Annotated in this window: 23 protein-coding genes; 13 read left to right on the top strand and 10 right to left on the bottom strand. The window is 65.1% G+C overall.

What is annotated here, in order from left to right; all coding sequences use genetic code 11:
- Nucleotides 1-45 precede the first annotated feature (45 nt).
- The 3 genes from murD to D7Y61_RS13510 form a co-directional block, all read right to left on the bottom strand.
- On the bottom strand, nucleotides 46-1,455 hold the full coding sequence (murD, locus tag D7Y61_RS13520; protein WP_180866759.1) for a UDP-N-acetylmuramoyl-L-alanine--D-glutamate ligase: 1,410 nt from the start codon (nucleotides 1,453-1,455) through the stop codon (nucleotides 46-48).
- Nucleotides 1,436-2,788 (bottom strand): UDP-N-acetyl-alpha-D-muramoyl-L-alanyl-L-glutamate epimerase, encoded by a 1,353-nt coding sequence (gene murL, locus D7Y61_RS13515; RefSeq protein ID WP_111203041.1) that lies wholly within the window; start codon nucleotides 2,786-2,788, stop codon nucleotides 1,436-1,438. The genes murD and murL overlap by 20 nt, the downstream gene beginning before the upstream one ends.
- A 76-nt stretch (nucleotides 2,789-2,864) precedes the next feature.
- The gene (locus tag D7Y61_RS13510) at nucleotides 2,865-5,459 is read right to left on the bottom strand and encodes a bifunctional aspartate kinase/diaminopimelate decarboxylase (protein WP_180866757.1); all 2,595 of its coding nucleotides are present in this window, start codon (nucleotides 5,457-5,459) and stop codon (nucleotides 2,865-2,867) included.
- 75 nt (nucleotides 5,460-5,534) lie between these two features.
- Between D7Y61_RS13510 and D7Y61_RS13505 the strand changes: the two genes are divergently transcribed.
- Nucleotides 5,535-6,410, top strand: a complete 876-nt coding sequence (locus D7Y61_RS13505) for a PhzF family phenazine biosynthesis protein (RefSeq protein ID WP_180866755.1) — start codon at nucleotides 5,535-5,537, stop codon at nucleotides 6,408-6,410.
- 108 nt (nucleotides 6,411-6,518) lie between these two features.
- Nucleotides 6,519-7,397: a PhzF family phenazine biosynthesis protein gene (locus D7Y61_RS13500; RefSeq protein ID WP_180866753.1), complete on the top strand. Its 879-nt coding sequence runs from the start codon at nucleotides 6,519-6,521 to the stop codon at nucleotides 7,395-7,397.
- Nucleotides 7,398-7,496: 99 nt separating this feature from the next.
- Here D7Y61_RS13500 and D7Y61_RS13495 read toward each other — a convergent pair whose 3' ends face one another.
- Nucleotides 7,497-7,928 carry an OsmC family protein gene (locus tag D7Y61_RS13495; protein ID WP_005408443.1) on the bottom strand — a complete coding sequence of 144 codons (432 nt, stop codon included), beginning with the start codon at nucleotides 7,926-7,928 and terminating at the stop codon, nucleotides 7,497-7,499.
- Between the two features lie 371 nt (nucleotides 7,929-8,299).
- Between D7Y61_RS13495 and D7Y61_RS13490 the strand changes: the two genes are divergently transcribed.
- The 4 genes from D7Y61_RS13490 to D7Y61_RS13475 all read left to right on the top strand — a co-directional run bounded on the left by D7Y61_RS13490 (nucleotide 8,300) and on the right by D7Y61_RS13475 (nucleotide 10,543).
- Nucleotides 8,300-8,698, top strand: a complete 399-nt coding sequence (locus tag D7Y61_RS13490) for an HU family DNA-binding protein (protein WP_010483539.1) — start codon at nucleotides 8,300-8,302, stop codon at nucleotides 8,696-8,698.
- A gap of 253 nt (nucleotides 8,699-8,951) precedes the next feature.
- Nucleotides 8,952-9,260 carry a DUF3861 family protein gene (locus D7Y61_RS13485; RefSeq protein ID WP_010483541.1) on the top strand — a complete coding sequence of 103 codons (309 nt, stop codon included), beginning with the start codon at nucleotides 8,952-8,954 and terminating at the stop codon, nucleotides 9,258-9,260.
- A 55-nt stretch (nucleotides 9,261-9,315) separates the two neighbouring features.
- A complete protein-coding gene (locus tag D7Y61_RS13480) occupies nucleotides 9,316-9,864 on the top strand; it encodes a hypothetical protein (protein ID WP_180866752.1) in 549 nt (182 codons plus the stop codon).
- Between the two features lie 82 nt (nucleotides 9,865-9,946).
- Nucleotides 9,947-10,543: a DUF1439 domain-containing protein gene (locus D7Y61_RS13475; protein ID WP_180866750.1), complete on the top strand. Its 597-nt coding sequence runs from the start codon at nucleotides 9,947-9,949 to the stop codon at nucleotides 10,541-10,543.
- 72 nt (nucleotides 10,544-10,615) lie between these two features.
- Here the strand turns inward: D7Y61_RS13475 and D7Y61_RS13470 are convergent, their stop codons facing one another.
- Entirely contained in the window at nucleotides 10,616-11,083 is a 468-nt protein-coding gene (locus tag D7Y61_RS13470; RefSeq protein ID WP_012479369.1) for an SET domain-containing protein, read from the bottom strand.
- 209 nt (nucleotides 11,084-11,292) lie between these two features.
- On the opposite strand from D7Y61_RS13470, the gene D7Y61_RS13465 reads away from it, so the two are divergent.
- From D7Y61_RS13465 to D7Y61_RS22645, 6 genes are all read left to right on the top strand, one after another.
- Nucleotides 11,293-11,748, top strand: coding sequence for an SUF system Fe-S cluster assembly regulator (locus D7Y61_RS13465; RefSeq protein WP_005408436.1), 456 nt, complete (start codon nucleotides 11,293-11,295; stop codon nucleotides 11,746-11,748).
- Nucleotides 11,749-11,765: 17 nt separating this feature from the next.
- On the top strand, nucleotides 11,766-13,241 hold the full coding sequence (gene sufB, locus D7Y61_RS13460) for a Fe-S cluster assembly protein SufB (protein WP_043396952.1): 1,476 nt from the start codon (nucleotides 11,766-11,768) through the stop codon (nucleotides 13,239-13,241).
- A gap of 74 nt (nucleotides 13,242-13,315) precedes the next feature.
- A complete protein-coding gene (sufC, locus tag D7Y61_RS13455; protein ID WP_180866748.1) occupies nucleotides 13,316-14,080 on the top strand; it encodes a Fe-S cluster assembly ATPase SufC in 765 nt (254 codons plus the stop codon).
- Nucleotides 14,080-15,342 carry a Fe-S cluster assembly protein SufD gene (sufD, locus tag D7Y61_RS13450; RefSeq protein ID WP_180866746.1) on the top strand — a complete coding sequence of 421 codons (1,263 nt, stop codon included), beginning with the start codon at nucleotides 14,080-14,082 and terminating at the stop codon, nucleotides 15,340-15,342. The genes sufC and sufD overlap by 1 nt, the downstream gene beginning before the upstream one ends.
- A complete protein-coding gene (locus D7Y61_RS13445; protein ID WP_180866744.1) occupies nucleotides 15,339-16,595 on the top strand; it encodes a cysteine desulfurase in 1,257 nt (418 codons plus the stop codon). Before sufD ends, D7Y61_RS13445 begins: the two co-directional genes overlap by 4 nt.
- 139 nt (nucleotides 16,596-16,734) lie before the next feature.
- Nucleotides 16,735-17,682 (top strand): transposase family protein, encoded by a 948-nt coding sequence (locus tag D7Y61_RS22645; protein ID WP_258010361.1) that lies wholly within the window; start codon nucleotides 16,735-16,737, stop codon nucleotides 17,680-17,682.
- 157 nt (nucleotides 17,683-17,839) lie between these two features.
- Here the strand turns inward: D7Y61_RS22645 and D7Y61_RS13430 are convergent, their stop codons facing one another.
- On the bottom strand, nucleotides 17,840-18,316 hold the full coding sequence (locus tag D7Y61_RS13430) for a hypothetical protein (protein ID WP_180866742.1): 477 nt from the start codon (nucleotides 18,314-18,316) through the stop codon (nucleotides 17,840-17,842).
- Nucleotides 18,317-18,690: 374 nt separating this feature from the next.
- On the opposite strand from D7Y61_RS13430, the gene D7Y61_RS13425 reads away from it, so the two are divergent.
- A complete protein-coding gene (locus D7Y61_RS13425; RefSeq protein WP_180866831.1) occupies nucleotides 18,691-19,608 on the top strand; it encodes an aminotransferase class V-fold PLP-dependent enzyme in 918 nt (305 codons plus the stop codon).
- Between the two features lie 175 nt (nucleotides 19,609-19,783).
- Here the strand turns inward: D7Y61_RS13425 and D7Y61_RS13420 are convergent, their stop codons facing one another.
- The 4 genes from D7Y61_RS13420 to D7Y61_RS13405 form a co-directional block, all read right to left on the bottom strand.
- Complete coding sequence (locus tag D7Y61_RS13420; protein WP_180866740.1) at nucleotides 19,784-20,086, bottom strand: hypothetical protein; 303 nt, start codon at nucleotides 20,084-20,086, stop codon at nucleotides 19,784-19,786.
- Nucleotides 20,087-20,144: 58 nt separating this feature from the next.
- Nucleotides 20,145-20,387: a hypothetical protein gene (locus D7Y61_RS13415; RefSeq protein ID WP_180866739.1), complete on the bottom strand. Its 243-nt coding sequence runs from the start codon at nucleotides 20,385-20,387 to the stop codon at nucleotides 20,145-20,147.
- 348 nt (nucleotides 20,388-20,735) lie between these two features.
- Nucleotides 20,736-20,990, bottom strand: a complete 255-nt coding sequence (locus tag D7Y61_RS22790) for an energy transducer TonB family protein (protein WP_430543712.1) — start codon at nucleotides 20,988-20,990, stop codon at nucleotides 20,736-20,738.
- Nucleotides 20,991-21,099: 109 nt separating this feature from the next.
- Nucleotides 21,100-22,116: an RHS repeat-associated core domain-containing protein gene (locus D7Y61_RS13405; protein ID WP_180866735.1), complete on the bottom strand. Its 1,017-nt coding sequence runs from the start codon at nucleotides 22,114-22,116 to the stop codon at nucleotides 21,100-21,102.
- Nucleotides 22,117-22,119: the final 3 nt, after the last annotated feature.

Genomic DNA, 22,119 nt, shown 5'->3' with positions numbered 1-22,119 from the left:
GAATGCGTGTCACCGTAGGGTGCCGGCCACCGGCCGGCACTACCATCAGGTAATGCCCAACCCCGGAATCGCGCTGATGCTGTCGGGATCGAACCCGGCCAGTTCGGCGAAATGGCGGCCACGGGCCACGTAATCACGATAGGCCCCGAAGCTCGGCGCGCCCGGCGACAGCAGCACCACCCCGCCCTGCGCGACCAGCGCGGCACGTGCCAGCGCCATCGCCTCGGGCAGATCCGCCGCCGCGTGCAGGCCGAAGCGGCCAGCATCGGCCAGCGGCTGCAGCATCGCGTGGATGCGCGGGCCGTTGCTGCCCATGGTCACGATCTCCACCGGCGGCACGTCGTGCGCCATGTGCTGCATGAAATCGGTCCAGTCCAGGCCACGGTCGTGCCCGCCCACCAGCAGCGCGATACGCTGGCCGGCGAAGCATTCCAGCGCGGCCAGGCTGGCGTGCGGTGTGGTGCTGATCGAATCGTTGACGTAGGTCAGGCCATCGGCCACGCCGATCCGCTGCAGGCGGTTCGGCAACGGACGGAAGTCCTGCACCGCCGGTGCCAGCGCCACCGCATCCAGGCCCAGCGCTTCCAGCGCGGCCAGCACCGCGCACAGGTTGCCGCGGTTGTGACGGCCTGGCAGCGGCGTGTTGCGGGCATCGAATACGGGCTGCTCGCCGCGGTGCACGATGTCATCGCGCATGTGCCAGCCCTGCGGCTGGTTGAACCAGACCACCTCACTGTCAGGCAGCGACAGCGTGGCCAGGTAAGGATCGGCCGCATTGAGCACGGCGATGCGCGGCGCGGCTTCGGTCACCAGCCGCAGCTTGTCCTCGATGTAACGCTGTTCGCTGCCGTGCCAGTCCAGATGTTCCGGGAACAGGTTCAGCACCACCGCCACCTGCGGGTGGGCGCCACTGCGCGCCACTTCACCGGTCTGGTAGCTGGACAGTTCCACCGCCCAGTATTCCGGCGCTGGCTGCGGATCCAGCACTTCCAGCAGCGGCAGGCCGATGTTGCCGACCAGGCCAGTGCGATGCCCGGCCGCGCGCAGCAGGTGCGCGACCAGCGCGGTAGTGGTGCTCTTGCCCTTGGTGCCGGTCACGCACACGGTGTCGCGCACGATGCCATCGGCACCTGCATGTTCGGCAAACCACAGCGCGGTGCCACCGATGAAGGTAGTGCCCTGCTCTGCCGCCGCCAGCGCAATCGGCTGGTAAGGGCTGATGCCGGGCGATTTGATCACCACATCGAACGCCGCCAGCGCTTCGGCCGAGGGTTCGCCAAGCACGTTCAGCGCGCCCTGCGTTTCCGCACGCGCGGCCTCGGCCTCGGCGGCCGGGCAGAACAGGCTCAGGGCAAGCGTTGGCAGGCGTTCACGCAGCACCGCAAACGCAGCGCGGCCCTCACGGCCCCAGCCCCACAGCGCAATGCGCTTTCCCTCAAGCTTCGAAATCTTCACGCACCCGTTCCCACAGCGCAGCCGGAACGCGGTGCTCACCCTGCAGCTGCAGCAGCGGTGCCAGTTCCAGTTCGGCGGCGTCCAGCTGCGGCTGGATCTCGTTGCAGAAGCGCTTCACCAGCACGTCTTCCTTCCACTCCGGGCGCTGCGCCAGGGTCGCCATCGCTGCACGCGATTCGCGGCCTTCGCCCACGCACTCGAACGGCTTGTGGTCCTGGAATTCAAGCAGCGCGTCGAAGCCACCGGCCTGTTCGGCATCGTCCAGCAGATTGCGGCCGAAGATGCGCACCAGGCGCGTCTTGGGCATGAACGGGGCCAGCGCCAGGAACACGAAGTGGCACTTTGGGCAGACGCCGCACCAGCGGTTCACCGGGCGCTCGCCGAGGATATGGAAGTTGCGGTTGCAGCTGGAGAAATGCGCGTCGTAGAAATCGGTCTTGGCGAACTGGCGGGCCACCGCCAGCTCGGACATCGGGCGCAGCAGCGAGTAGTACTGCAGGTCCGCCGCGACGTGCTTCTGCACGTGGCTGCCGAACGCCTGCTCGAACGCCCAGCCCTTGGACCACTGGTGGTTCACTTCGCCGGTGCCCGGAATCTGGCTGCCGTAGCTGGCCGAACGTTCGTTGGAGAACACCACCTGGTCCACGCCCTGCAGCAGTGCGGCCAGCACCATGATCGCCGAGTTCACCGCAGTGACCGGGATATGGCCGTTCCAGGCGCCCTGGCGGTTCAGCTCGAACAGTTCCGGCGCCAGCGCGCGGCCCAGGTTGAGGGTCGGCAGGCCGGTGCGCTCGGCACAGGCGCGGATCAGCTGCGAGCCGCCGATCCAGGTCACCGTTTCGTCCACGCCGGCACGGCGCAGCGCTTCAATGCTGACCAGCGAATCCTTGCCGCCACCGATGGCCACCAGCGCGTGCGCCTGCAGGCCCAGCACCGGCGCCTGCACCGCTTCGCCCTGCACCGGCAGGCGGAAACGCCCGCGCAGGTTCAGGCCGTTGCGGTAGGCGAATTCGCCCAGGCCGTTGAGGTAGACCGTCTCCACCAGCGCCGCGGTATCGGCATCGATGGCGTAGCTGTCGATGCTGACCGTCTCCGGCACGCCGGCCTTGTAGTAGCTGACACCGGCAATCAGGTGCAGCAGCTGCAGCGCACGCTGCACGGCGGCGGCGCGCGCCTCGTCCAGCACGAACGGGGCGCCGGGCACGGTGATGGTTTCCACCATCTCCGGGCCGTCATCGAAGGCGTAGACCAGCTTGGCCACGCCGGTCTCCGCAGCGAATTCGCAGCGGACGAAGCGGAAGCGGGAAACCTGGTGTTTGTCGAAAGCAGTCATGGTGTATCCGGTCAGGCACGGACCCGCGCAAGGGCGCGGGGCGTGTCGGTGGGCGGGTGCGGGGCGCGGATGGCGATCACTCGATCACGTCTTCGCGCGGCATCGCCCGCTGGTTGTAGGTGTTGGACATTACATAGCCGTAGGCACCGGCATCGGCGATCAGCATCACGTCGTCCGGCGCGGTCGACACCGGCAGCTTGCGGCGCTTACCGAACACATCGCTGGATTCGCAGATCGGGCCGACCACATCGAACGCCGCCTCGGCATAGCCCCCCTGACGGCTGAGGTTCTCGATGTCGTGCCAGGCGTCGTACAGCGCCGGGCGCATCAGCGTGTTCATGCCGGCATCCAGGCCGACGCGGCGCACGCCGTCCTTTTCCACCACCTGGGTGGCGTGGGCCAGCAGCACGCCCGATTCGGCCACCAGGTAGCGGCCCGGCTCGATCGCCAGGCGGAACGCCGGGTGCAGCGCCTTGACCTCGGCCAGGCCCTCGGCCCAAGCGTCCAGGTCAAAAGGCTCGTCCTCGGCGGAATACGGAATCGGCAGGCCGCCACCGATATCGATGGTCTGCACGCTGCCGATGCGGCGGGCGAAACCGGCCAGTTCATCGCACATCAGGCGCCAGTGCTGCGCGGTTTCCACGCCGCTGCCCAGGTGCGCGTGCAGGCCGACCACGCGGGTGCCCAGATCGGTGGCCGCGCGCACGAATTCGTCCACACGGGCGATCGGCAGGCCGAACTTCGACTCCTTGCCGCCGGTGCGGACCTTGGCGTGGTGGCCTTCGCCCCGGCCCAGGTCGACACGCAGCCACAGCTCGCGGTTGCGGAACAGATCCGGCCAGCGCTGCAGCGCTTCCACGTTGTCGACAGTGACGGTCACGCCGAGCGCGAACGCCGCTTCGTATTCGCTGCGCGGGCAGAAGCTGGGAGTGAACAACACGCGCTTGGGCGACAGTTCCGGCAGGTGCTGGAACACATGCTTCAGTTCGCCGTGCGAGACGCACTCCAGGCCGAAGCCCTCGGCTTCCAGCAGCTGCAGGATGGCCGGGTGGCTGTTGGCCTTGATCGCGTAGTAGCGCTGGTCGATCGGCTTGATCGCGGCCAGCGCGCGGGCGCGGGCGCGCACGGTGGGCAGGTGGTAGACGTAGCGCGGTGTGCCGGCGTCGGCCAGCTGCAGCAGGTGCGCACGCTGGCCACGCCACCACGGCGTGCCGCGCGGGCGCACGGTGCCGGCAATCTCGCGCCAGCGCGGGCCGAACACTTCGGTTTCTTCCACCGGCATGGCGCCGCTGTCGATCAGCTCGGCATGCAGGATCGGCAGCAGGCCATCGGCGTCGGCCTCGTCGATGACGAAGGTCAGGTTCAGGTCGTTGGACGACTGCGAGATCATGTGCACGCGCTCGCGGCCGAACGTGGCCCACACGTCCGACAGCTTGTGCAGCAGGGAACGCATGCCACGGCCGACCAGGGTGATGGCCGCGCACGGCACGATCACCTTCACCTTGCAGATCTGCGACAGGTCGGCCGACAGCGCGGCCAGCACATCGGTGTTGACCAGGTTCTCGGACGGGTCCAGCGACACGGTGACGTTGGTCTCGGCCGAACCGATCAGGTCCACCGACAGCCCATGCTTCTTGAACAGGTTGAACACATCGGCCAGGAAGCCGACCTGCTGCCACATGCCGATGCCTTCCATCGACACCAGCACGATGCCGTTGCGGCGGCTGATCGCCTTCACCCCCGGCACCGGCGCCGCGCTGCCATCGATGCTGGTGCCCGGAAGTTCCGGGCGCTCGGTATCGAGGATGGCCATCGGCACGCCGGCATCGCGGCACGGCTTGATCGAGCGCGGATGCAGCACCTTGGCGCCGGTGGTGGCGATTTCCTGCGCCTCGTAATAATCCAGGCGGGTCAGCAGGCGCGCGTCGGGCACGTCCTTCGGGTTGGCGCTGAACATGCCCGGCACGTCGGTCCAGATCTCCACGCGGCTGGCACCCAGCAGCGCGCCGAAGTACGCCGCCGAGGTATCCGAGCCGCCGCGGCCGAGGATGGCGGTGCCACCATCGGCGTGCCGCGAAATGAAGCCCTGGCTGATCAGCAGGCGGGTCGGCTGCGCGCGGAAGCGCTGCATCCACTCCGCGTCGGCACGCCACTGGCAGTTCACCGACAGGCGCTGCGACCAGTCGCTCTGGTTCGGTTGCGGCGGCATCGCATCCAGCCACTGGCGGGCGTCCATCCAGCCCATGTCCAGGCCCGAGGCACGCAGGTAGGCCGCCCCCAGGGTGGAGGACAGCAGCTCGCCCTGGCCCAGCACTTCGGCCTGCCAGTCCAGCGGACGGGTGGCGGCACGTGCGTCATCGAGCAGGCCCTGCAGCGCCGTCAGACGTTCGGCCAGCACCTCGCGACCCAGGCCCAGTTCGGTCAGGAAGCCCTCGTGACGTTCAACCAGCGCGGCCACGCGGTCGCGGCTGTCCGGCGCGCCATCGGCGATCGCGGTCAGTTCGTTGGTGACCCCGGACAGCGCCGACACCACCACCAGCACGCGCGAGCCAGTCTCTTCCGCACGTTTTTTCGCCAGCTTCCCGATCGTGTCCCAGCGATGACGACGCGACACCGAGGTGCCGCCGAACTTCAGTACGATCCAACGATCGACAAGGGGGGAAGCTGACATGGATTGGCTATGTAGAATGTGGGGAAGCCGCCCTCGGGGGCGGAACCTTTGATTCTAAGCGCAATATCCCCGTAGATGGCCGTCCTCCGTTACCTGCAGCTCGATGTCTTCGCCCCCCGCCCCGGCACCGGCAACCCACTGGGCGCGATCCTTGGCGCCGACGGGCTTGGCGAGGACCAGATGCAGGCCCTCGCCGCATGGCTGAACCTGTCCGAGACGGTCTTCTTCCTGCGCCCCAGTGCGCCCGGCGCCGACTACCACATCCGCATCTTCACCCCGACCCGGGAACTGGCATTCGCCGGCCATCCCAGCGTTGGTGCGGCGTGGGTGGCGGTGACCTGCGGCCTGGCGACTCCACGTGACGGCGCCCTGCTGCAGCAATGCGCGGCCGGGCTGTTGCCGGTAAAGGTGAGTGGGCCGGCCGAGGCGCTGGAGATCCAGCTGGCCAGCCCTCCGGCCCGGCAGGTGGCAACCGCAGCCGACGCGGCCCCCGCAGCGCTGCTGGCGCTGGCTGCCGATGGTCACGTGCCGGAGCTTTGGGACAACGGTGCACGCTGGTGGCTGCTGCCGCTGCGCGATGCCACTGCCGTGCGCAGCCTGGTGCCGGACATGGCCGCGCTGGCCGACTGGAGCCGGGCGACCAATGCCACCGGCATGGCGGTGTTCGCCGATGAGTCGGGCACCGACACTGCCCGCGTGGTCCGCGCGTTCTGCCCCGCCGATGCCCCCAGCGTGCCGGAGGACCCAGTGACCGGCAGCGCCAATGCGTTGATCGGCGCGTGGCTGCGGCAGCGCGATGCCCTGCCCGGCCGCGAGGGCCGCTACGTGGCCAGCCAGGGCCGCGAAGTCGGCCGCGATGGCCGCGTGCAGGTGCAGGTCGACGCGCCGGGCACGGTGTGGATCGGCGGCCGGGTGCAGCCGGTCATCGACGGCCACATCCATTGGCTGTAGCGCCGGGCCCACGCTTGGCCATGTCCCATCACAAGGCCGCCGAGCATCGGCTCGGCGCTACAACGGCGCGCTAAGCTGCGCGCCACTCGATCCTGGAGTTTCCTTCCTATGACCACCCGCCGTTTCCTGCAGCTGGATGTGTTCTCCCCGCGCGCCGGTGCTGGTAATCCGCTGGCCGTGGTGCTCGACGCCGAAGGCCTGGACGACACTGCGATGCAGGCCATCGCCCGCTGGACCCGCCTGCCCGAAACCACCTTCGTGTTCGCGCCGCAGGTCGACGGTGCCAGTTACCGGCTGCGCATGTTCAGCCCGCAGAAAGAAGTTCCGTTCGCCGGCCACCCCAGCGTCGGCACCGCGCATGCGGTGCTGCAGGCGGGCCTGGCCGTACCGGTCGACGGCGTGCTGGTGCAGGACGGCATTGCCGGTGCCCTGCCACTGCGCGTCAGCGGCGAGGGGGCACAGCAGCGCATCGCCATCCGCACCCCGCGCGCGCAGCTGGCCGAGACGGCCGAGGCCACCGATCCTCGTCTGCAAGCCGCACTGAAGGGCTGGCCGCTGGGCACGCTGCCGCCGGCACGCATGCAGGGCGGCCGCAGCTGGTGGGTGGTGCAGGTGGCCGATGAAGCCGCGTTGCGCGCCCTGCAACCGGATTGGGATGCAGTGGCTGCACTGGCCGAGTCCACCGACAGCATGGGCGTGTTCGCCTATGCCTTCAGCGATGGCCGCGAGGGCTTCGATCTGGCGGTACGCGCCTTCGTCGGCAACGGTCGCCGCTTCGAGGACGCAGCTTCCGGCGCCGCCAACGCCGTGCTGGCCGCATGGCTGGACCTTCGCAATGCGCTGCCGCGGGGCCGTGCACCGTTCGAAGTCAGCCAGGGCCGCGAAGTCGGCCACGATGCGCGCCTGACGCTGCTGGTCGACGAGGACGGCGAGGTCTGGTCGGGGGGGCAGGTGCAGACGGTGATCAGCGGCACCATCGATTGGTAAAGGGGCACTGTAGAGCCGAGCCCATGCTCGGCTGCTCTTCGGCCAGATCACGGGAGCTGCAGAAGCCGAGCATGGGCTCGGCTCTACAGATGCGCCGGCTCAGCCCAGCTCGGCTTCCAGGCTGATCGGCACCGCACTCAACGCCTTGGACACCGGGCAATTCTGCTTGGCGTCATCGGCAATGGCACGGAACTGCGTCGCGTCGATGCCCGGCACCACGGCCTTCACCTTCAGGCGGATCTGCGACAGCTGCGGGCCACCTTCCAGCGACAGGTCGACCTTGGCCTCGGTGTCCAGCGAGGTCGGGGTGAATCCGGCCTCGCCCAGCTTCGCCGACAGCGCCATGGTGAAACAGCCGGCGTGCGCGGCAGCGATCAACTCTTCCGGATTGGTGCCCTTTTCGTCGCCGAAGCGGCTGTTGAAACCGTAACGGGTCTTGTCCAGCAGGCCACTCTGCGGCGTGCTCAACTGTCCCTTGCCCGACTTCAGATCGCCTTCCCAGTGCGCGGTGGCGTGTCGCGAGATTCCCATGTGCTGCTCCTGCGTGACGGTGATGAACCGTCACCCTCGCACGGGATGCGTTAGCCCTGCGTCGCCCCGTCGCACCGCCCACGCCGCTCCAACACCGGCTCCGTGGACACTTCCTCGCCACATCGACACACATTTTCCCCTTGTTTTCAGTGATTTCGCGATTCCCCCCCGAGGATCGGGCGGTGCCGGTCCACCACACCGTAGGCCTCCATCCTCTACTGCCCGCCATGTACTGAATCGGCCTGGATATGAAAAAACATGCGCTTTTCGCGCTTCGGGCTATTGGCGGCGCCCGAGAGTTGCCCTACATTGCGCTTGCCGACGGGGTTCGGCGCCGACCAAACAACCAACCGTTCACGGAACAGGAAACCATGGCAAAGACCGCTAAGAAGGCTGCCCCGAAGAAGGCAGTGAAGAAAGTCGCGACGAAGGCAGCCGCCAAGCCGGCCGCTCCGAAGCCGATCAAGGAAGTGCTGACCAAGTCCGGCCTGGTTGCACACATCGCTGAAGCCTCCGGCGTCATCGCCAAGGACGTCCGCGCTGTGCTGGCCTCGCTGGAAAGCGCTGTCGCGTCCTCGGTGCACAAGAAGGGCGCTGGCTCCTTCACCCTGCCGGGCCTGCTGAAGATCACCACCGTCAATGTGCCGGCCAAGCCGAAGCGCAAGGGCATCAACCCGTTCACCAAGGAAGAGCAGTGGTTCGCCGCCAAGCCGGCCACCACCAAGCTGAAGGTGCGTCCGCTGAAGAAGCTGAAGGACGCCGCGCTGTAAGCGCGCGCCCCGACGCGGATTCCGACGGGACGGCTCTGGCCGTCCCGTTTTTTTTGTCCCAATCACGGCCCGCAACACAGCGTTGCCGCATGCCCGGGAATACCCGTACAGGCCCGTCGCCATTGGCTGGGCCCCGCCTGCGCCGGGGGCGGAACGTACCGGGTGGAACACTGCGTGCAGCCCCGGCCATCGCGGTCGGACGCGGCCTTGCCTAAGGTGGGCACATCCTCCACAGCTACGGCGAGCATCCCTCATGGCCAGCCCCTCCACCCGCTACCGGATCTCGGTGACCCCCATCGAAAAGGACGGGTTGCAGTGCACCGGGCGCTGCACCATCGAACTGGAGCATCGCGCCAGCCGTGACCTGATGCGCCTGCTGGAAGCGGCGCCGCGCACCGCTGGCATCAGCGGCGACGAGCGCGCGACCCTGGTGATCGCCACCCAGCTGCTGCGCGACATCGTGCAGCGCCATGCCGAAACCGAAGGCCATGCCCTGGCCGCCATCGCCGCGCAGGTGCTGCCGGCGCTGGATGCACTGGAACAGCTGCCCTCCTCCCGCTGATCGCGGCACAGCCGATACACTGCCTCGTTCCGTTCGCCTCGGGGAGGAGGCAGACATGCGCAGGTTCCTGATGCTGTTGGCACCGCTGGTGCTGCTGGCGTGTTCCCGGCCCGCGGCTCAGCCGCATGCCGCAGATGCTCCGCCCCCCACTGCGGCCGATGCCGCTGCCAGTGCCAGGCCACCCGCCTCCGCTGAAGCCGTCGCTCCTGCATTGCAGTCCAGCGATATCGACCCCCTGTTTGCCGCCGTTGCGGATGAGGCCCAGCTGCCTGCAGACATGCTCAATGCCTATGTCATGGCCCTGCTCAACCGTGACCACCCGGCCATCAACGCTGCATGGACCTTCCCGCCCAGCGATGCACGACGCGCGGACGATGCCGCATTGCGCCAGCTGACGGATGTGCGCAGCCTGCGCCTGACCAGCGAACTGCCGATCGCACGCGACGGCCACCAACCGCCGCAGCTGCTGGAGGTTCCGGTGCGGATCCGTGCGGTGACCACCGAGGGCACCTTCCGCTTCGGTGGCTGGTACCGGGTGCAACCCAGCGCCGATGGCCGCAGCTGGCAGATCCAGTCGGCGCAGCTGCGGCCTTCGCTGGACTGAACCGTTGCAGCGGCATGCACGCGCGATTCAGCCAGCAAGGCTACTCTTTGATCCATCCATTCCGCATTCACCGGTCACCGCCATGCGCCTGCGTTCCCTGATGACCCGCCTCGCAGCCTCCACCGTGCTGATCGCCGCTGCGATCGGCGCCCAGGCCGCCCCCTCCATTTCCGGCCGCGAACTGTCAGTCGGTGCCAGCGACGTGCAGCAGTACCTCGATGGCAGCTTCCCGCGCACCCAGGACGCGCTGGGTGGACTGATCGCCCTGACCATGAGCCACCCGCAGCTGAGCCTTCCGGCCGGCGAACGGTTGAACCTGGGCATGGACGTGGCACTGGCCACTGCCGGTGGCAACCCGTCCAAGCTGGGCACGGTGAAGCTCAGCAGCGGCCTGCGCTACGACGCACAGACCCAGGGCTTCCACCTGCAGCAGCCCAGCGTGGATGACTTCACCCCGGCCAACCAGGGCGGTCGCCTCGACTCACGCACCCGTGGCCTGCTCAATGCATGGCTGAGCGACTACGCCCAGCGCGAACCGATCTACAAGCTGGACCCGGCCGTGGCCGGCATGCTGGGTGCCCTGCAGGTGCAGTCGGCGCAGGTGAAGAACGGCAAGCTGGTGGTCACCTTCAACCAGAACCTGGGCAATCTTGTGCCGGCAGGCGTGCTGGGCAAATAAGGTAGTGCCGGCCGCGGGCCGGCACGCKTTTCACGTGTGTGCCGGCCAGCGGCCGGCACTACCCGGTAAGGGTCAGCGCTTGGGCTGCAGCATGGTGCCGGTGCACTTGGGCGAGCCGCAGCGGCACTCCCAGATCTTCTTCAGCTTTGCCGTGTGACGCTCGGCCAGGGTGATGCCGTAGTTGTAGGTCAACTCTTCGCCGGCCTTGATGTCACGCAGCGCCTCGATGAACACCTTGTCGCCGCGGCTGTCGCCGTCCTCGTCTTCCTCGATCACCGCCTCGCAGTTCGGGTCGCAGCTGTGGTTGATCCAGCGCGCGTCATTGCCCTTGTAGTTGGCATCGATCACCCAGTCGTCGTTGAGGGTGAACAGGAAGGTATGGCCACTTTCGACGTCGCCGCTGTCATCGGCATCAACGTCGCCGTGGCTGCGCAGCAGGCCCTTGTACTGGATCACGCGCTCGCCCTGCTTGATCGGGGCCACGGCGAACACGCCGTTGCCATGGATGGCGGACTTGCGGGCTTGGATCTTCTTCGGCATCGGCACGGGCTGTTTGCAGCGAATGGAACAGGGATTCTCGCCCATTCCGGGTGATTGCGAAAATCACCCCGTTGGCGCAGCATTGCGCCTTGGCAACGGCCCCGGTGTGTCCTCCCGGCCCGGCCCCAGCGCCGGCTGAATGCCCGGGTTGGATGGCGGCGAATAAAAGCGTACAATTTCAGTCCGCTTTAAGAACCACTCGCATCCCCATGTTGCGCGTCACCAAACTCACCGATTACGCCACCGTCGTGCTGACCGTGCTCGCCGCCCGTCCGGGCGAGGTGCTCAGTGCCACCGAGCTGGCCGAATTCACCGGTCTGGAGCCGCCCACCGTCAGCAAGGTGCTCAAGCCGCTGGCCCAGGCCGGCCTGGTTGAAGGCCTGCGCGGCGTCCGTGGCGGCTACCGCCTGACCCGCCCGGCCATCGAGATCTCGCTGTTCGAAGTGGTCGAAGCGATGGAAGGGCCGCTGGCCCTGACCGAATGCAGCCACGACCACCACCAGTGCGGCATGGCGCCCAAGTGCGGCGCGCGCAGCAGCTGGCGGCTGATCAACGACGTGGTTTCCGAGGCCCTGCGCGATGTCACCCTTGCGCAGATCCTGCCCCCTCTCCCCCTTGCCGATGACGAACAGCGCCGCACCATCGCTGTCGACGTCGTCTCCTGATCCGTAGGCAGCCCCCCATGGCCACCGAAACCATCGAAAACGTCGCCCACGACGACACCCCCAACCGCGAGATCCACGAGCAGCTCGGCCGCAAGTATTCGGCCGGCTTCATCACCGAGATCGAATCGGACTCCTTGCCGCCGGGCCTGGACGAGGACACCATCCGTGCCCTGTCGGCCAAGAAGGAAGAGCCGGAGTGGATGACGCAGTGGCGCCTGGACGCCTACCGCCACTTCCTGACCATGCCGATGCCGGACTGGGCCAAGCTGGAGATCGCCCCGATCGACCTGCAGGCGCTCAGCTACTACTCCGCGCCGAAGGGCCCGAAGTACGCCTCGCTGGATGACGTGCCGAAGGAACTGCTGGACACCTACGACAAGCTGGGCGTGCCGCTGCACGAGCGTGCCAAGCTGGCCGGCGTGGCGGTGGACGCGGTGTTCGACTCAGTGTCCGTCGGCACCACGTTCCGCAAGGAACTGGCCGAGAAGGGCATCATTTTCTGCTCGATGTCCGAGGCCATCAAGGAACACCCGGAACTGGTGCGCCAGTATCTGGGCACCGTGGTGCCGGTGGGCGACAACTACTTCGCCGCGCTCAATTCGGCGGTGTTCTCCGATGGCAGCTTCGTGTTCATTCCCAAGGGCGTTCGCTGCCCGATGGAACTGAGCACCTATTTCCGCATCAATGCCGGCCACACCGGCCAGTTCGAGCGCACCCTCATCGTGTGCGAGGACAAGGCCTACGTGTCCTACCTGGAAGGCTGCACCGCGCCGATGCGCGACGAGAACCAGCTGCACGCTGCGGTGGTCGAGCTGGTCGCGCTGGAAGACGCGGAGATCAAGTACTCCACGGTGCAGAACTGGTACCCGGGCGACGAGAACGGCGTCGGCGGCATCTACAACTTCGTCACCAAGCGTGCCGAATGCCGAGGCGCGCGCAGCAAGGTCACCTGGACCCAGGTCGAAACCGGTTCGGCGATCACCTGGAAGTACCCGTCCTGCGTGCTGCTGGGCGATGACTCGGTGGGTGAGTTCCACTCGGTGGCGCTTACCCACCACCGCCAGCAGGCCGACACCGGCACCAAGATGATCCACGTCGGCAAGCGCACCAAGAGCAAGATCGTCAGCAAGGGCATCAGCGCCGGCCGCGGCCAGAACACCTACCGCGGCCTGGTGCGGGTGGACCGCAACGCCGACGGCGCGCGCAACTACACCCAGTGCGATTCGCTGCTGATCGGCAAGCAGTGCGGCGCGCACACCTTCCCCTACATCGAGGTGAAGAACCCGGGCGCCACCGTCGAGCACGAGGCCACCACCTCGAAGATTTCCGACGACCAGCTGTTCTACTGCCGCGCCCGTGGCATCAGCCAGGAAGACGCGGTGTCGATGATCGTCGACGGCTTCTGCAAGCAGGTGTTCCGCGAACTGCCGATGGAGTTCGCGGTGGAAGCCAAGAAGCTGCTGGAAGTCTCGCTGGAAGGTTCGGTGGGCTGACCGCCCGCCCCTGTCCCTCGCAAACGCATTCTCTTTACCGGCGGGCCGCGGCCCGCCCCACGGAAACCCCCACCATGCTGAAGATCGAAAACCTCCACGCCCGCATCGGCGACAAGGAAATCCTCAAGGGCCTGTCGCTGGACGTCCAGCCCGGCCAGGTGCACGCCATCATGGGCCCGAACGGCGCCGGCAAGTCCACCCTGGGCAATGTCCTGGCCGGCCGCGACGGCTACGAAGTGACCGAAGGCAGCGTGCAGTTCGACGACGTCGACCTGCTGGAGCAGGACCCGGAAGCGCGCGCCGCCGCCGGCCTGTTCCTGGCGTTCCAGTACCCGGTGGAAATCCCGGGCGTGAACAACACCTACTTCCTGCGCGCGGCACTGAACGCCCAGCGCAAGGCGCGCGGTGAGGAAGAACTCGATTCCATGCAGTTCCTCAAGCTGGTGCGCCAGAAGCTGGCCGTGCTGCACCTGAAGGACGAACTGCTGCACCGTGGCGTCAACGAAGGCTTCTCCGGTGGCGAGAAGAAGCGCAACGAGATCTTCCAGCTGGCCGTGCTGGAGCCGAAGCTGGCGATCCTGGACGAAACCGACTCGGGCCTGGACATCGATGCGCTGAAGAGCGTGGCCGACGGCGTCAACGCGCTGCGCGCCGCCGATCGCTCGTTCCTGGTCATCACCCACTACCAGCGCCTGCTGGACTACATCAAGCCGGACGTGGTGCACGTGCTGGCCGATGGCCGCATCGTCAAGAGTGGCGGCCCGGAGCTGGCGCTGGAACTGGAAGCGCACGGCTATGATTTCCTGAAGGACCGGGTCGTGCCCGAGGCGGCGGTCTGATGAGCGCCCTGCTTGATTCGATGGCCCAGGCCTTCTGCGGCAGCGATGCGCGCCGCGAAGTGCTGGACGCGGCCCTGCGCGACGGCCTGCCGGCCGCCCGCAACGAAGCCTGGAAGTACACCTCGCTGCGCCAGCTGGAACGCCGTGCGTTCGCTGCGGCGCCGCTGCAGGGCCCTGCGCTGGACGCCGCGCTGCTGGACGACATTCCGGCGCCGCGCCTGGTGTTCGTCAACGGTCGCCTGGATGCCGCGCTGAGCGACGTGCAGGCGCTGCCGGCCGGCGTGCAGCTGCAGCCGCTGTCGGCCGCACTGGCCTCCGGCGAAGACGCCGCGCGTTTCCTCGGCCGCCGCTACGAGCGCAGCGAGGAGATCTTCGCCCGCCTGAATGCCGCGCTGGCCGATGAAGGCGTGGTGCTGCGCGTGGATGAAGGCGTACAGGTCGACGTGCCGCTGCAGCTGGTATTCGCCAGCGTCGCCAGCGACACCGATCTGGCCTGGCACCACCGTCACCTGATCGAACTGCGTGCCGGCGCCAGCCTCGGCGTGGTCGAGCATCGCTTCAGCGTGGGTGACTCCGCCCACCTGGACAACACCGTGCTGCATGCCCACGTCGCCCGTGATGCCGTGCTCAAGCACGCCCGCGTGCAGGCCGGCAGCGCGCGCCAGACCAGCTTCCTGCGCACCGACGCGGTGCTGGCCCGCGACGCGCAGTACCACCGCGTCGACCTGGAACTGGGCGCCGCGCTCAGCCGCCATGAACTGAACGTGCGCCTGGAAGGTGACAACGCCCAGCTGACCGCCAACGGCGTGCTGCTCGGCAATGGCCGCCGCCACGTCGAAACCCGCCTGGGCATCGACCACATCGCACGCGATACCGCCTGCGAACTGCTGTGGCGCGGCGTCGCCGCCAACCGCAGCCGCGTGGTGTTCCATGGTGGCATCCAGATCCGCGAAGGCGCCGATGGCACCGACGCGAACCTGTCCAACAAGAACCTGCTGCTGTCGGCCGATGCCGAGATCGACACCCAGCCGACGCTGGTGATCGATGCCGATGAAGTGAAGGCCGCGCACGGCGCGACCGTCGGCCAGCTCGATGCCAATGCGCTGTTCTACCTGCGCTCGCGCGGCCTGCCGCAGGCACAGGCGCAGGCACTGCTGAGCGCCGCGTTCTGCCACGAGCCGCTGAAGATCCTGCCCGACGCGCTGCGTGCGCAGCTGGCACGTCGCCTGGACAAGGCCCTCGCCGAGGCGGGTGTGGCATGAACCTGTCCACGCCGCGACCGATCGAAGAACGCGCCGGCGCCCCCGGCTGGGACCGCGTCCGTCTCGACTTCCCGCTGTTGATGCGTGAAGTGCACGGCAAGCTGCTGGTCTATTTCGACAACGCCAACACCGGCCAGAAGCCGGTGCAGGTGATCGGCGCGGTGGACGAGTTCTACCGCCGCTACAACGCCAACGTCAGCCGCGCGGTGCATGCACTGGGCAGCGAAGCCACCGATGCCTACGAAGGCGCACGCAACAAGCTGGCGCGCTTCCTCAACGTGCGCCCCAGCGACCTGGTGCTGTGCAGTGGCACCACCTTCGCCATCAACCTGGTGGCCTACTCGTGGGCGCTGCCGCGGCTGAAGGCCGGCGACGTGATCCTGATCACGCGCATGGAGCACCACGCCAACATCGTGCCGTGGCAGCTGGTCGCGCAGCGTACCGGCGCCACCATCCGCGTGGCCGAGATCACGCCTGACGGCGCACTCGATTTGGATGCTCTGCGCGCGGCAATGACCCCGGAGGTCAAGCTGCTGGCGGTCACCCATGTCTCCAACGTGCTGGGCACGGTCAACCCGGTGCGCGAGATCTGCCGCGAAGCGCGCAAGCGCGGCATCATCACCGTGGTCGATGGCTCGCAGGCGGTGCCGCACCGCAAGGTCGACGTCGCTGCGATCGGCTGCGACTTCTACGCCATTACCGGCCACAAGATGTGCGGCCCGACCGGCACCGGTGCGCTGTGGGCCCGTCGCGAGCATCTGGATGCGATGCCGCCGTTCCTCGGCGGCGGCGAGATGATCAAGGAAGTCAGCTTCGACGGCACCGTGTTCAACGATGCCCCGCACAAGTTCGAGGCCGGCACCCCGAACATCGCCGGCTTCATCGGCCTGGGCGTGGCCGCCGACTACCTGCAGGACATCGGCCAGGAGCACGTGGAGGCGCGGGAAGCCGAGCTGCTCGCCCACTTCACCGAAGAGCTGCGCCGCGTCGAGGGCCTGCGCATCATCGGTGAAGCGCCGGAGAAGGCGGCCGTGGTCTCGTTCCTGATCGACGGCGCGCATGCACACGACCTGGCCACCCTGCTCGACCTGGAAGGCGTGGCCGTGCGTTCCGGCCAGCACTGCGCACATCCGTTGCTGCAGTACTTCGGTGTCGCGGCCACCTGCCGTGCCTCGCTGGCGTTCTACAACACGCACGCCGAGATCGAGCGGTTCATGATCGCCTTGGCGAAGGTGCGGAAGTTGCTGGGGTGAAATTCGCCAGAGTCAGGGAAGTATGAGAACGCTACGGGAAACCGTGGCGTTTTTTTGGTTCATCGCTGATTAGCGTGGAGCCATTGCTGCCGCCCGTTACCCTTTGAGTCCTGATTTTCAGGACTCAAAGGGTGGGGTCATGCTGGATCGGAAGCCGATCGAGAAGCTGGGCGGCTGGGAAGGTTATCGGGTGGAGCGGATCACGTGGCCCAAGGGCGGCAGCCGGATTGTCACGATCTACCTCAAGCCGTCTGCCCGCACGATGTACTGCCAGCAGTGCGGCAGTCGGTGCCGACAGGTGCATGAGACGAGCGTGCGCCGGGTGCGGGACCTGCCGCTGATGACGCTTAGGGTGACGCTGGTGGTGCCGCGTCGGCGGGTCTGGTGCGAGCAATGCGGCGGTCTGCGGCTGGACAAGTTGAGCTGGCGGGGTCGCTACCAGCGGGTCACCGATCGGCTGGCCGAGGCGGTCAGCCAACTGCTGGCCTCCAGCAAAATCCTGGCCGTGGCCCGTTTCTTCCAACTGGGCTGGCACACGGTCAAGGCGCTGGACAAGGCCCGGCTGCGCCGGGTGGTCCAAGAACCGGACTGGAGCCAGATCCACTATCTGGCGATACCCGTGGGCGAGGTGGCGCGCAACAGCTACAGCCGCAAGGTGGCGGCGCGCGAGCGCGAGCCTTGGCTGATTATCGCTTCGCCTGGCCTGTCAGGTCCCAGTGCCAGGCAGCTGGTGAACGTATACGACCGCAGGATGCAGATCGAATTGTCCTTCCGCGACCTCAAGTCCCACCGCTATGGTCAAGGCTTCGAGGACAGCCTGACGCGCAGCGGTACGCGCCTGCAGGTCCTCTTGCTGGTCGGCACGCTGGATTCGTTCGCCAGCTGGCTGGCGGGCTTGGCGTGCAAGGCCAGCGATATGGCCCGATGGCTGTGGCCGACCAGCACGAAACGGAAGCTGTACTCGACCCTGCGCGTGGGCTGGAAAGCCTTGGCCAGGTGCTGGCCGATGGAGTCTGTCTTCCGATGGCTGGAACGCCTGCGATCATTGCCACCGGAAGTGCTCGATCAGGCGGTACTGACGGCATGAAAACGTTGGGGAACCTCAGGGTCTAACTCATTGATAAACCTGATGCATCAGGATTCAGCGTAGTCCAGCGAAATGTGGCTCTGGAGTCATGTTGAAATGAAAAATGGCGACATCATCCTGCTCGGCCACCTGCCACCGGCCAAACCGACCCATCCGTCTATAAGCGCAGCTTAACTTCTTCCATTACCCCCATTCGATCCACATCCACCGGATCAATCCGCGACTCGATGGCGCCATCACGATTCCATCGAAACCTGCCATTAACCCGCATGAAACGCTCCCCGCCCTCAACGGAAGAATGCTCCTTAAAGGCATCCGGACTTGACTGCGGATACGCCACCAATGAGCTGAACGAATCCCTTGACTCCAATGCATCACGCGATGGGAAGAACAGAATAGATCCATTGATCTGATCCACCCAGGCGTAGAAAGAAACGAGGCGCCCATCAAACTTTTCCGGCTGGGACAACAGAGCAGACATCGTAGTCATGCACGTTTCAGCCCCCGCCTCGTTGCCACGGATTTTGCAGCTCCCCGGGGTATCCGCGAGCCCCTCATTCTGTTTAGATGAAGAGCAAGCACCCAGAACCAAAACAAGCGTGATAACTGGAAACACCCAGCGCCCAGCATTCATCATTTCACCTTAAAGAAGTAGTCTTCCGCCGCAATGTACGCACTTGGGTTCGATCGCGCATTGACTGCTCCATTCATTCCCCTGAAGTCGAACCCCATGACTGATCCGCTTGGAGTGGCTACGTAGCTATTTACGCCTGCAGATCTTGCTCGCTCCAAGTCACCGCGATAAAGGCTCCCCTCCCAGCGACCGCCGCAGAAGCAGGATCCCTTCCAGTAGCTGAACGCGGTGTTCACCGGATGTGTATGAGCAATTGCCACCCTCACACCTGGTCCTGAGTAGTTGTTCTGCCCTTGAACTACGCTGCCCGCTCCAACACCCGAAGTCGCGTCACCCAGAGCAAAATTGACAGTCGTATAGGACTGGTCGGAAAGCTGTGCGATATCAGCTCCCACTTCCAAGTTAGTTGCGCTGGTTACAGGCCTCGCGACTTCCCGCTGCTGATGCGTGAAGTGCATGGCAAGCCGCTGGTCTATTTCGACAACGCCAACACCGGCCAGAAACCGGTGCAGGTGATCGGCGCGGTGGATGAGTTCTATCGCCGCTACAACGCCAACGTCAGCTGCGCGGTGCATGCCCTAGGCAGCGAAGCCACCGATGCCTACGAAGGCGCGCGCAACACGCTGGCGCGCTTCCTCAACGTGCGCCCCAGCGATCTGGTGCTGTGCAGTGGCACCACCTTCGCCATCAACCTGGTGGCGTACTCGTGGGCGCTGCCGCGATTGAAGTCCGGTGATGTGATTCTGGTCTCGCGCATGGAGCACCACGCCAACATCGTGCGGGCACGCCGCGAGCATCTGGACGCGATGCCGCCGTTCCTCGGTGGTGGCGAGATGATCAAGGAAGTCAGCTTTGACGGCACCGTGTTCAACGATGCCCCGCACAAGTTCGAGGCCGGCACCCCGAACATCGCCGGCTTCATCGGCCTGGGCGTGGCCGCCGACTACCTGCAGGACATCGGCCAGGAGCACGTGGAGGCGCGTGAAGCCGAGCTGCTCGCCCACTTCACCGAAGAGCTGCGTCGCGTCGAGGGCCTGCGCATCATCGGTGAGGCGCCGGAGAAGGCGGCCGTGGTCTCGTTCCTGATCGACGGCGCGCATGCGCACGACCTGGCCACCCTGCTCGACCTGGAAGGCGTGGCCGTGCGTTCCGGCCAGCACTGCGCACATCCGTTGCTGCAGTACTTCGGCGTCGCCGCCACCTGCCGTGCCTCGCTGGCGTTCTACAACACGCACGCCGAGATCGAGCGGTTCATGATCGCCTTGGCGAAGGTGCGGAAGTTGCTGGGGTGAAATTCGCCAGAGTCAGGGAAATACGGGAACGCCGCAGGGGACTGCGGCGTTTTTATTGCTCGTGGGACGCAAGCCAGTAGAGGTGAAACTGGGAAATGCCGAGTAATGCCAGGAACGGGCAATCTCATCGTAATGCCAAACCATTCCACCATCAGCGGCCTTGAGACAGGGTCTTCTACATGCCAACAAGCATGGATACGCCGGAAGCAATCAAAAAGACGTACATCATCACTACACCCCTCAACACCCACCGTTCACCCCGATGGAGCGCCTGCCCTTTGGAAGTGAGGGCAAGCATTGCGATACCACGCAAGCACCCAAGCCACCAGTCAACCTTGATGATTCCGGCTGCAGCAAGCACTTCTGGCCGTTCGCGCTCGATTTTCAGCAACATCCTGTGAGCCGCAAATGCGTTTATCCACATGGCACCTAGAATGATGGAAGCCCAAACGGGGTAACTCTCAACAAGGCTTTTCATCGATCCTCACGTTGGTACTGCACTATAAAAATTCTGCCGACACGCTCCGCCGCTCACATCAATCCGCAACTTCCGCCATACGGCAAATCCCTCCACCCACATCCTCCTCATCCTTGACATAGAGATTGTTCGTAAAATACACATCTCCATAGCAAACCACATGGGCATTATTCTCGTAGTACGTTACGACAAGCGAGGAATCAGCAGCGATCTCCGGTTTTGCAGCCCTGCTTTCACCGACAGGAATTGCTCTTAGGTCAACCGCACCACCGCCGACCTCCAAGCTGATGTCATGAATCACGTCCCTTCCAACATTCTTTACAGCAATCACAGGATCCGACAACCAATCACAACCTTGCAGCTCCAGTGAAATGACCACAGCTGCCAGGCATGAGCGGGTTCGACGCACAGTGATCTACAGCCGGCGGTAGCGAACATGACCCCAGCCGTGCTGCAGCGGCAGTTGGAGTGAATCAGCCAGCTGCCGAAGGCCAAGCAGAAGATGGTGAGCGAGGTTCCGGACTCGCTGTCGGCGCATGCCGGGCGATAATCCACCCGATCTCCGCAATGACGACAAGGCCCGCAATGTGTGGCCTGGTGTTCCATAGGCTGCCAAGGGCCAATCCTGGATCACTTTCCGACTTTCGATTTACGGAGCATCTCTCGACGGATAGTCAAACACCAATGCAAATTCTCCCTCAGAATCGCCTTGAGGCAACTCAAACCTGAACTTCTTCAATGTTTCTCTGGCAGCAACATCGATCGCCCTATTTCTAGAGCTCTTGTCAATGCTGACATTGATCGGCTCCCCACGCTTATCAATCTGGAATCGAACTCTGACACAGGCGGCTTCATATTCAGAGCCCACTGGATCTCTCGGCACCCTAAATGACTCCCTGTGCATAACGAGCGCTTCAGTCTTCTGAACCACTTGTGCCCAGCCACCGGACCTGCAATCGCATCCCACGCCAGTCGCAACAAGCATTAGGAAAGCCGTGGTGATAGGAAACATCTTACTGCCCTCCAAGCAATGGCTCTGGCACGGAAATTCCAGAGTAATGCGTTCTTAGCGGCAATCCCAAATGCCGCCTGTATGGATTCTCTAAAAATCGCACCGCATTGAACTCATCGGCATTGGCATCAGATGTGGCTGGGCTATAGCCAAAGACCGCTCCAGCTATTGGCGTATGACCAATCTCATGTGCAAGAAGCACATCTAATCCAGCACCAGAGAACTCTCTTCCAAATCTATTGGACGCCAAAAATTGGCGCCACTCAAGACTATAAGTAACGATATTAGTACCCGCATACCCACCCGAGAATACCGGAGGGTATCCGGAGCTTGGGAGGATTTGCTCCATGTCAATCTTCTGACCACTCAGCACCGCATGCCTGCCAATCGCCCCTCCCACAGATGACCCCAGGAACTTGCTCAAAGCAGAACGAGTTTCCTTTGGAAATTCGGACGGAGTTGCTTGCCCACCCAATGACGACACAGACGAATGTGTAAAGACCTTATCAACATTTCTCGGGTCCAAGCTTCTTACAGATGAAGCCTTTGTTGTGAACTCACCTGTGCTCGCACATGTCCCATCACCATTTTTGATCCTCGATCCCGTGCATCGACCATCTGGATCATAGAAGCGATACGGATTGCTATTTGCGTACCGATAGCGGTTGAACATCGCAGCAGGGCTCTTGTAAACCGTGACCGGATCCACACTAAGAAATAGCCCAATCTGCGGATCGTAGTAGCGCTGCTGCATATAGCTCAGCCCCGTACCTGAGTCTGTCACATGCCCCGTATATCCCAGCTCATCCTTCAACGGCCGATTGACCACCGCCCCATACGGCTCATACACCGTGCGCTCGATGACATTGCCGCTTGCATCGGTGATCGCCACTGGTGAACCGAGCGCATCTGTGTGGATGTACTCGACTACTTCCTGAGCTGCCGCTGGTGCTGCGCCGACCACCAGTGCACCCGACGCGAGCGCCACGCGGATCAACATCGCAGAGAATCCGTTCATGTC

Source organism: Stenotrophomonas maltophilia (assembly GCF_013464485.1).
Classification (GTDB): Bacteria; Pseudomonadota; Gammaproteobacteria; order Xanthomonadales; family Xanthomonadaceae; genus Stenotrophomonas; species Stenotrophomonas maltophilia_AW.
The sequence above is the reverse complement of the archived record's forward strand: the minus strand, read 5'-3'. Positions and strand labels throughout refer to the sequence as shown.

What these genes read in the sequence shown, in the direction of transcription:
- murL (WP_111203041.1), bottom strand. Translation starts at nt 2,788, where the DNA reads ATGACTGCTTTCGACAAACACCAGGTTTCCCGCTTCCGCTTCGTCCGC.
- D7Y61_RS13510 (WP_180866757.1), bottom strand. Translation starts at nt 5,459, where the DNA reads ATGTCAGCTTCCCCCCTTGTCGATCGTTGGATCGTACTGAAGTTCGGC.
- D7Y61_RS13505 (WP_180866755.1), top strand. Translation starts at nt 5,535, where the DNA reads ATGGCCGTCCTCCGTTACCTGCAGCTCGATGTCTTCGCCCCCCGCCCC.
- D7Y61_RS13500 (WP_180866753.1), top strand. Translation starts at nt 6,519, where the DNA reads ATGACCACCCGCCGTTTCCTGCAGCTGGATGTGTTCTCCCCGCGCGCC.
- D7Y61_RS13495 (WP_005408443.1), bottom strand. Translation starts at nt 7,928, where the DNA reads ATGGGAATCTCGCGACACGCCACCGCGCACTGGGAAGGCGATCTGAAG.
- D7Y61_RS13490 (WP_010483539.1), top strand. Translation starts at nt 8,300, where the DNA reads ATGGCAAAGACCGCTAAGAAGGCTGCCCCGAAGAAGGCAGTGAAGAAA.
- D7Y61_RS13485 (WP_010483541.1), top strand. Translation starts at nt 8,952, where the DNA reads ATGGCCAGCCCCTCCACCCGCTACCGGATCTCGGTGACCCCCATCGAA.
- D7Y61_RS13480 (WP_180866752.1), top strand. Translation starts at nt 9,316, where the DNA reads ATGCGCAGGTTCCTGATGCTGTTGGCACCGCTGGTGCTGCTGGCGTGT.
- D7Y61_RS13475 (WP_180866750.1), top strand. Translation starts at nt 9,947, where the DNA reads ATGCGCCTGCGTTCCCTGATGACCCGCCTCGCAGCCTCCACCGTGCTG.
- D7Y61_RS13470 (WP_012479369.1), bottom strand. Translation starts at nt 11,083, where the DNA reads ATGCCGAAGAAGATCCAAGCCCGCAAGTCCGCCATCCATGGCAACGGC.
- D7Y61_RS13465 (WP_005408436.1), top strand. Translation starts at nt 11,293, where the DNA reads ATGTTGCGCGTCACCAAACTCACCGATTACGCCACCGTCGTGCTGACC.
- sufB (WP_043396952.1), top strand. Translation starts at nt 11,766, where the DNA reads ATGGCCACCGAAACCATCGAAAACGTCGCCCACGACGACACCCCCAAC.
- sufC (WP_180866748.1), top strand. Translation starts at nt 13,316, where the DNA reads ATGCTGAAGATCGAAAACCTCCACGCCCGCATCGGCGACAAGGAAATC.
- sufD (WP_180866746.1), top strand. Translation starts at nt 14,080, where the DNA reads ATGAGCGCCCTGCTTGATTCGATGGCCCAGGCCTTCTGCGGCAGCGAT.
- D7Y61_RS13445 (WP_180866744.1), top strand. Translation starts at nt 15,339, where the DNA reads ATGAACCTGTCCACGCCGCGACCGATCGAAGAACGCGCCGGCGCCCCC.
- D7Y61_RS22645 (WP_258010361.1), top strand. Translation starts at nt 16,735, where the DNA reads ATGCTGGATCGGAAGCCGATCGAGAAGCTGGGCGGCTGGGAAGGTTAT.
- D7Y61_RS13430 (WP_180866742.1), bottom strand. Translation starts at nt 18,316, where the DNA reads ATGAATGCTGGGCGCTGGGTGTTTCCAGTTATCACGCTTGTTTTGGTT.
- D7Y61_RS13420 (WP_180866740.1), bottom strand. Translation starts at nt 20,086, where the DNA reads ATGAAAAGCCTTGTTGAGAGTTACCCCGTTTGGGCTTCCATCATTCTA.
- D7Y61_RS22790 (WP_430543712.1), bottom strand. Translation starts at nt 20,990, where the DNA reads ATGCACAGGGAGTCATTTAGGGTGCCGAGAGATCCAGTGGGCTCTGAA.
- D7Y61_RS13405 (WP_180866735.1), bottom strand. Translation starts at nt 22,116, where the DNA reads ATGAACGGATTCTCTGCGATGTTGATCCGCGTGGCGCTCGCGTCGGGT.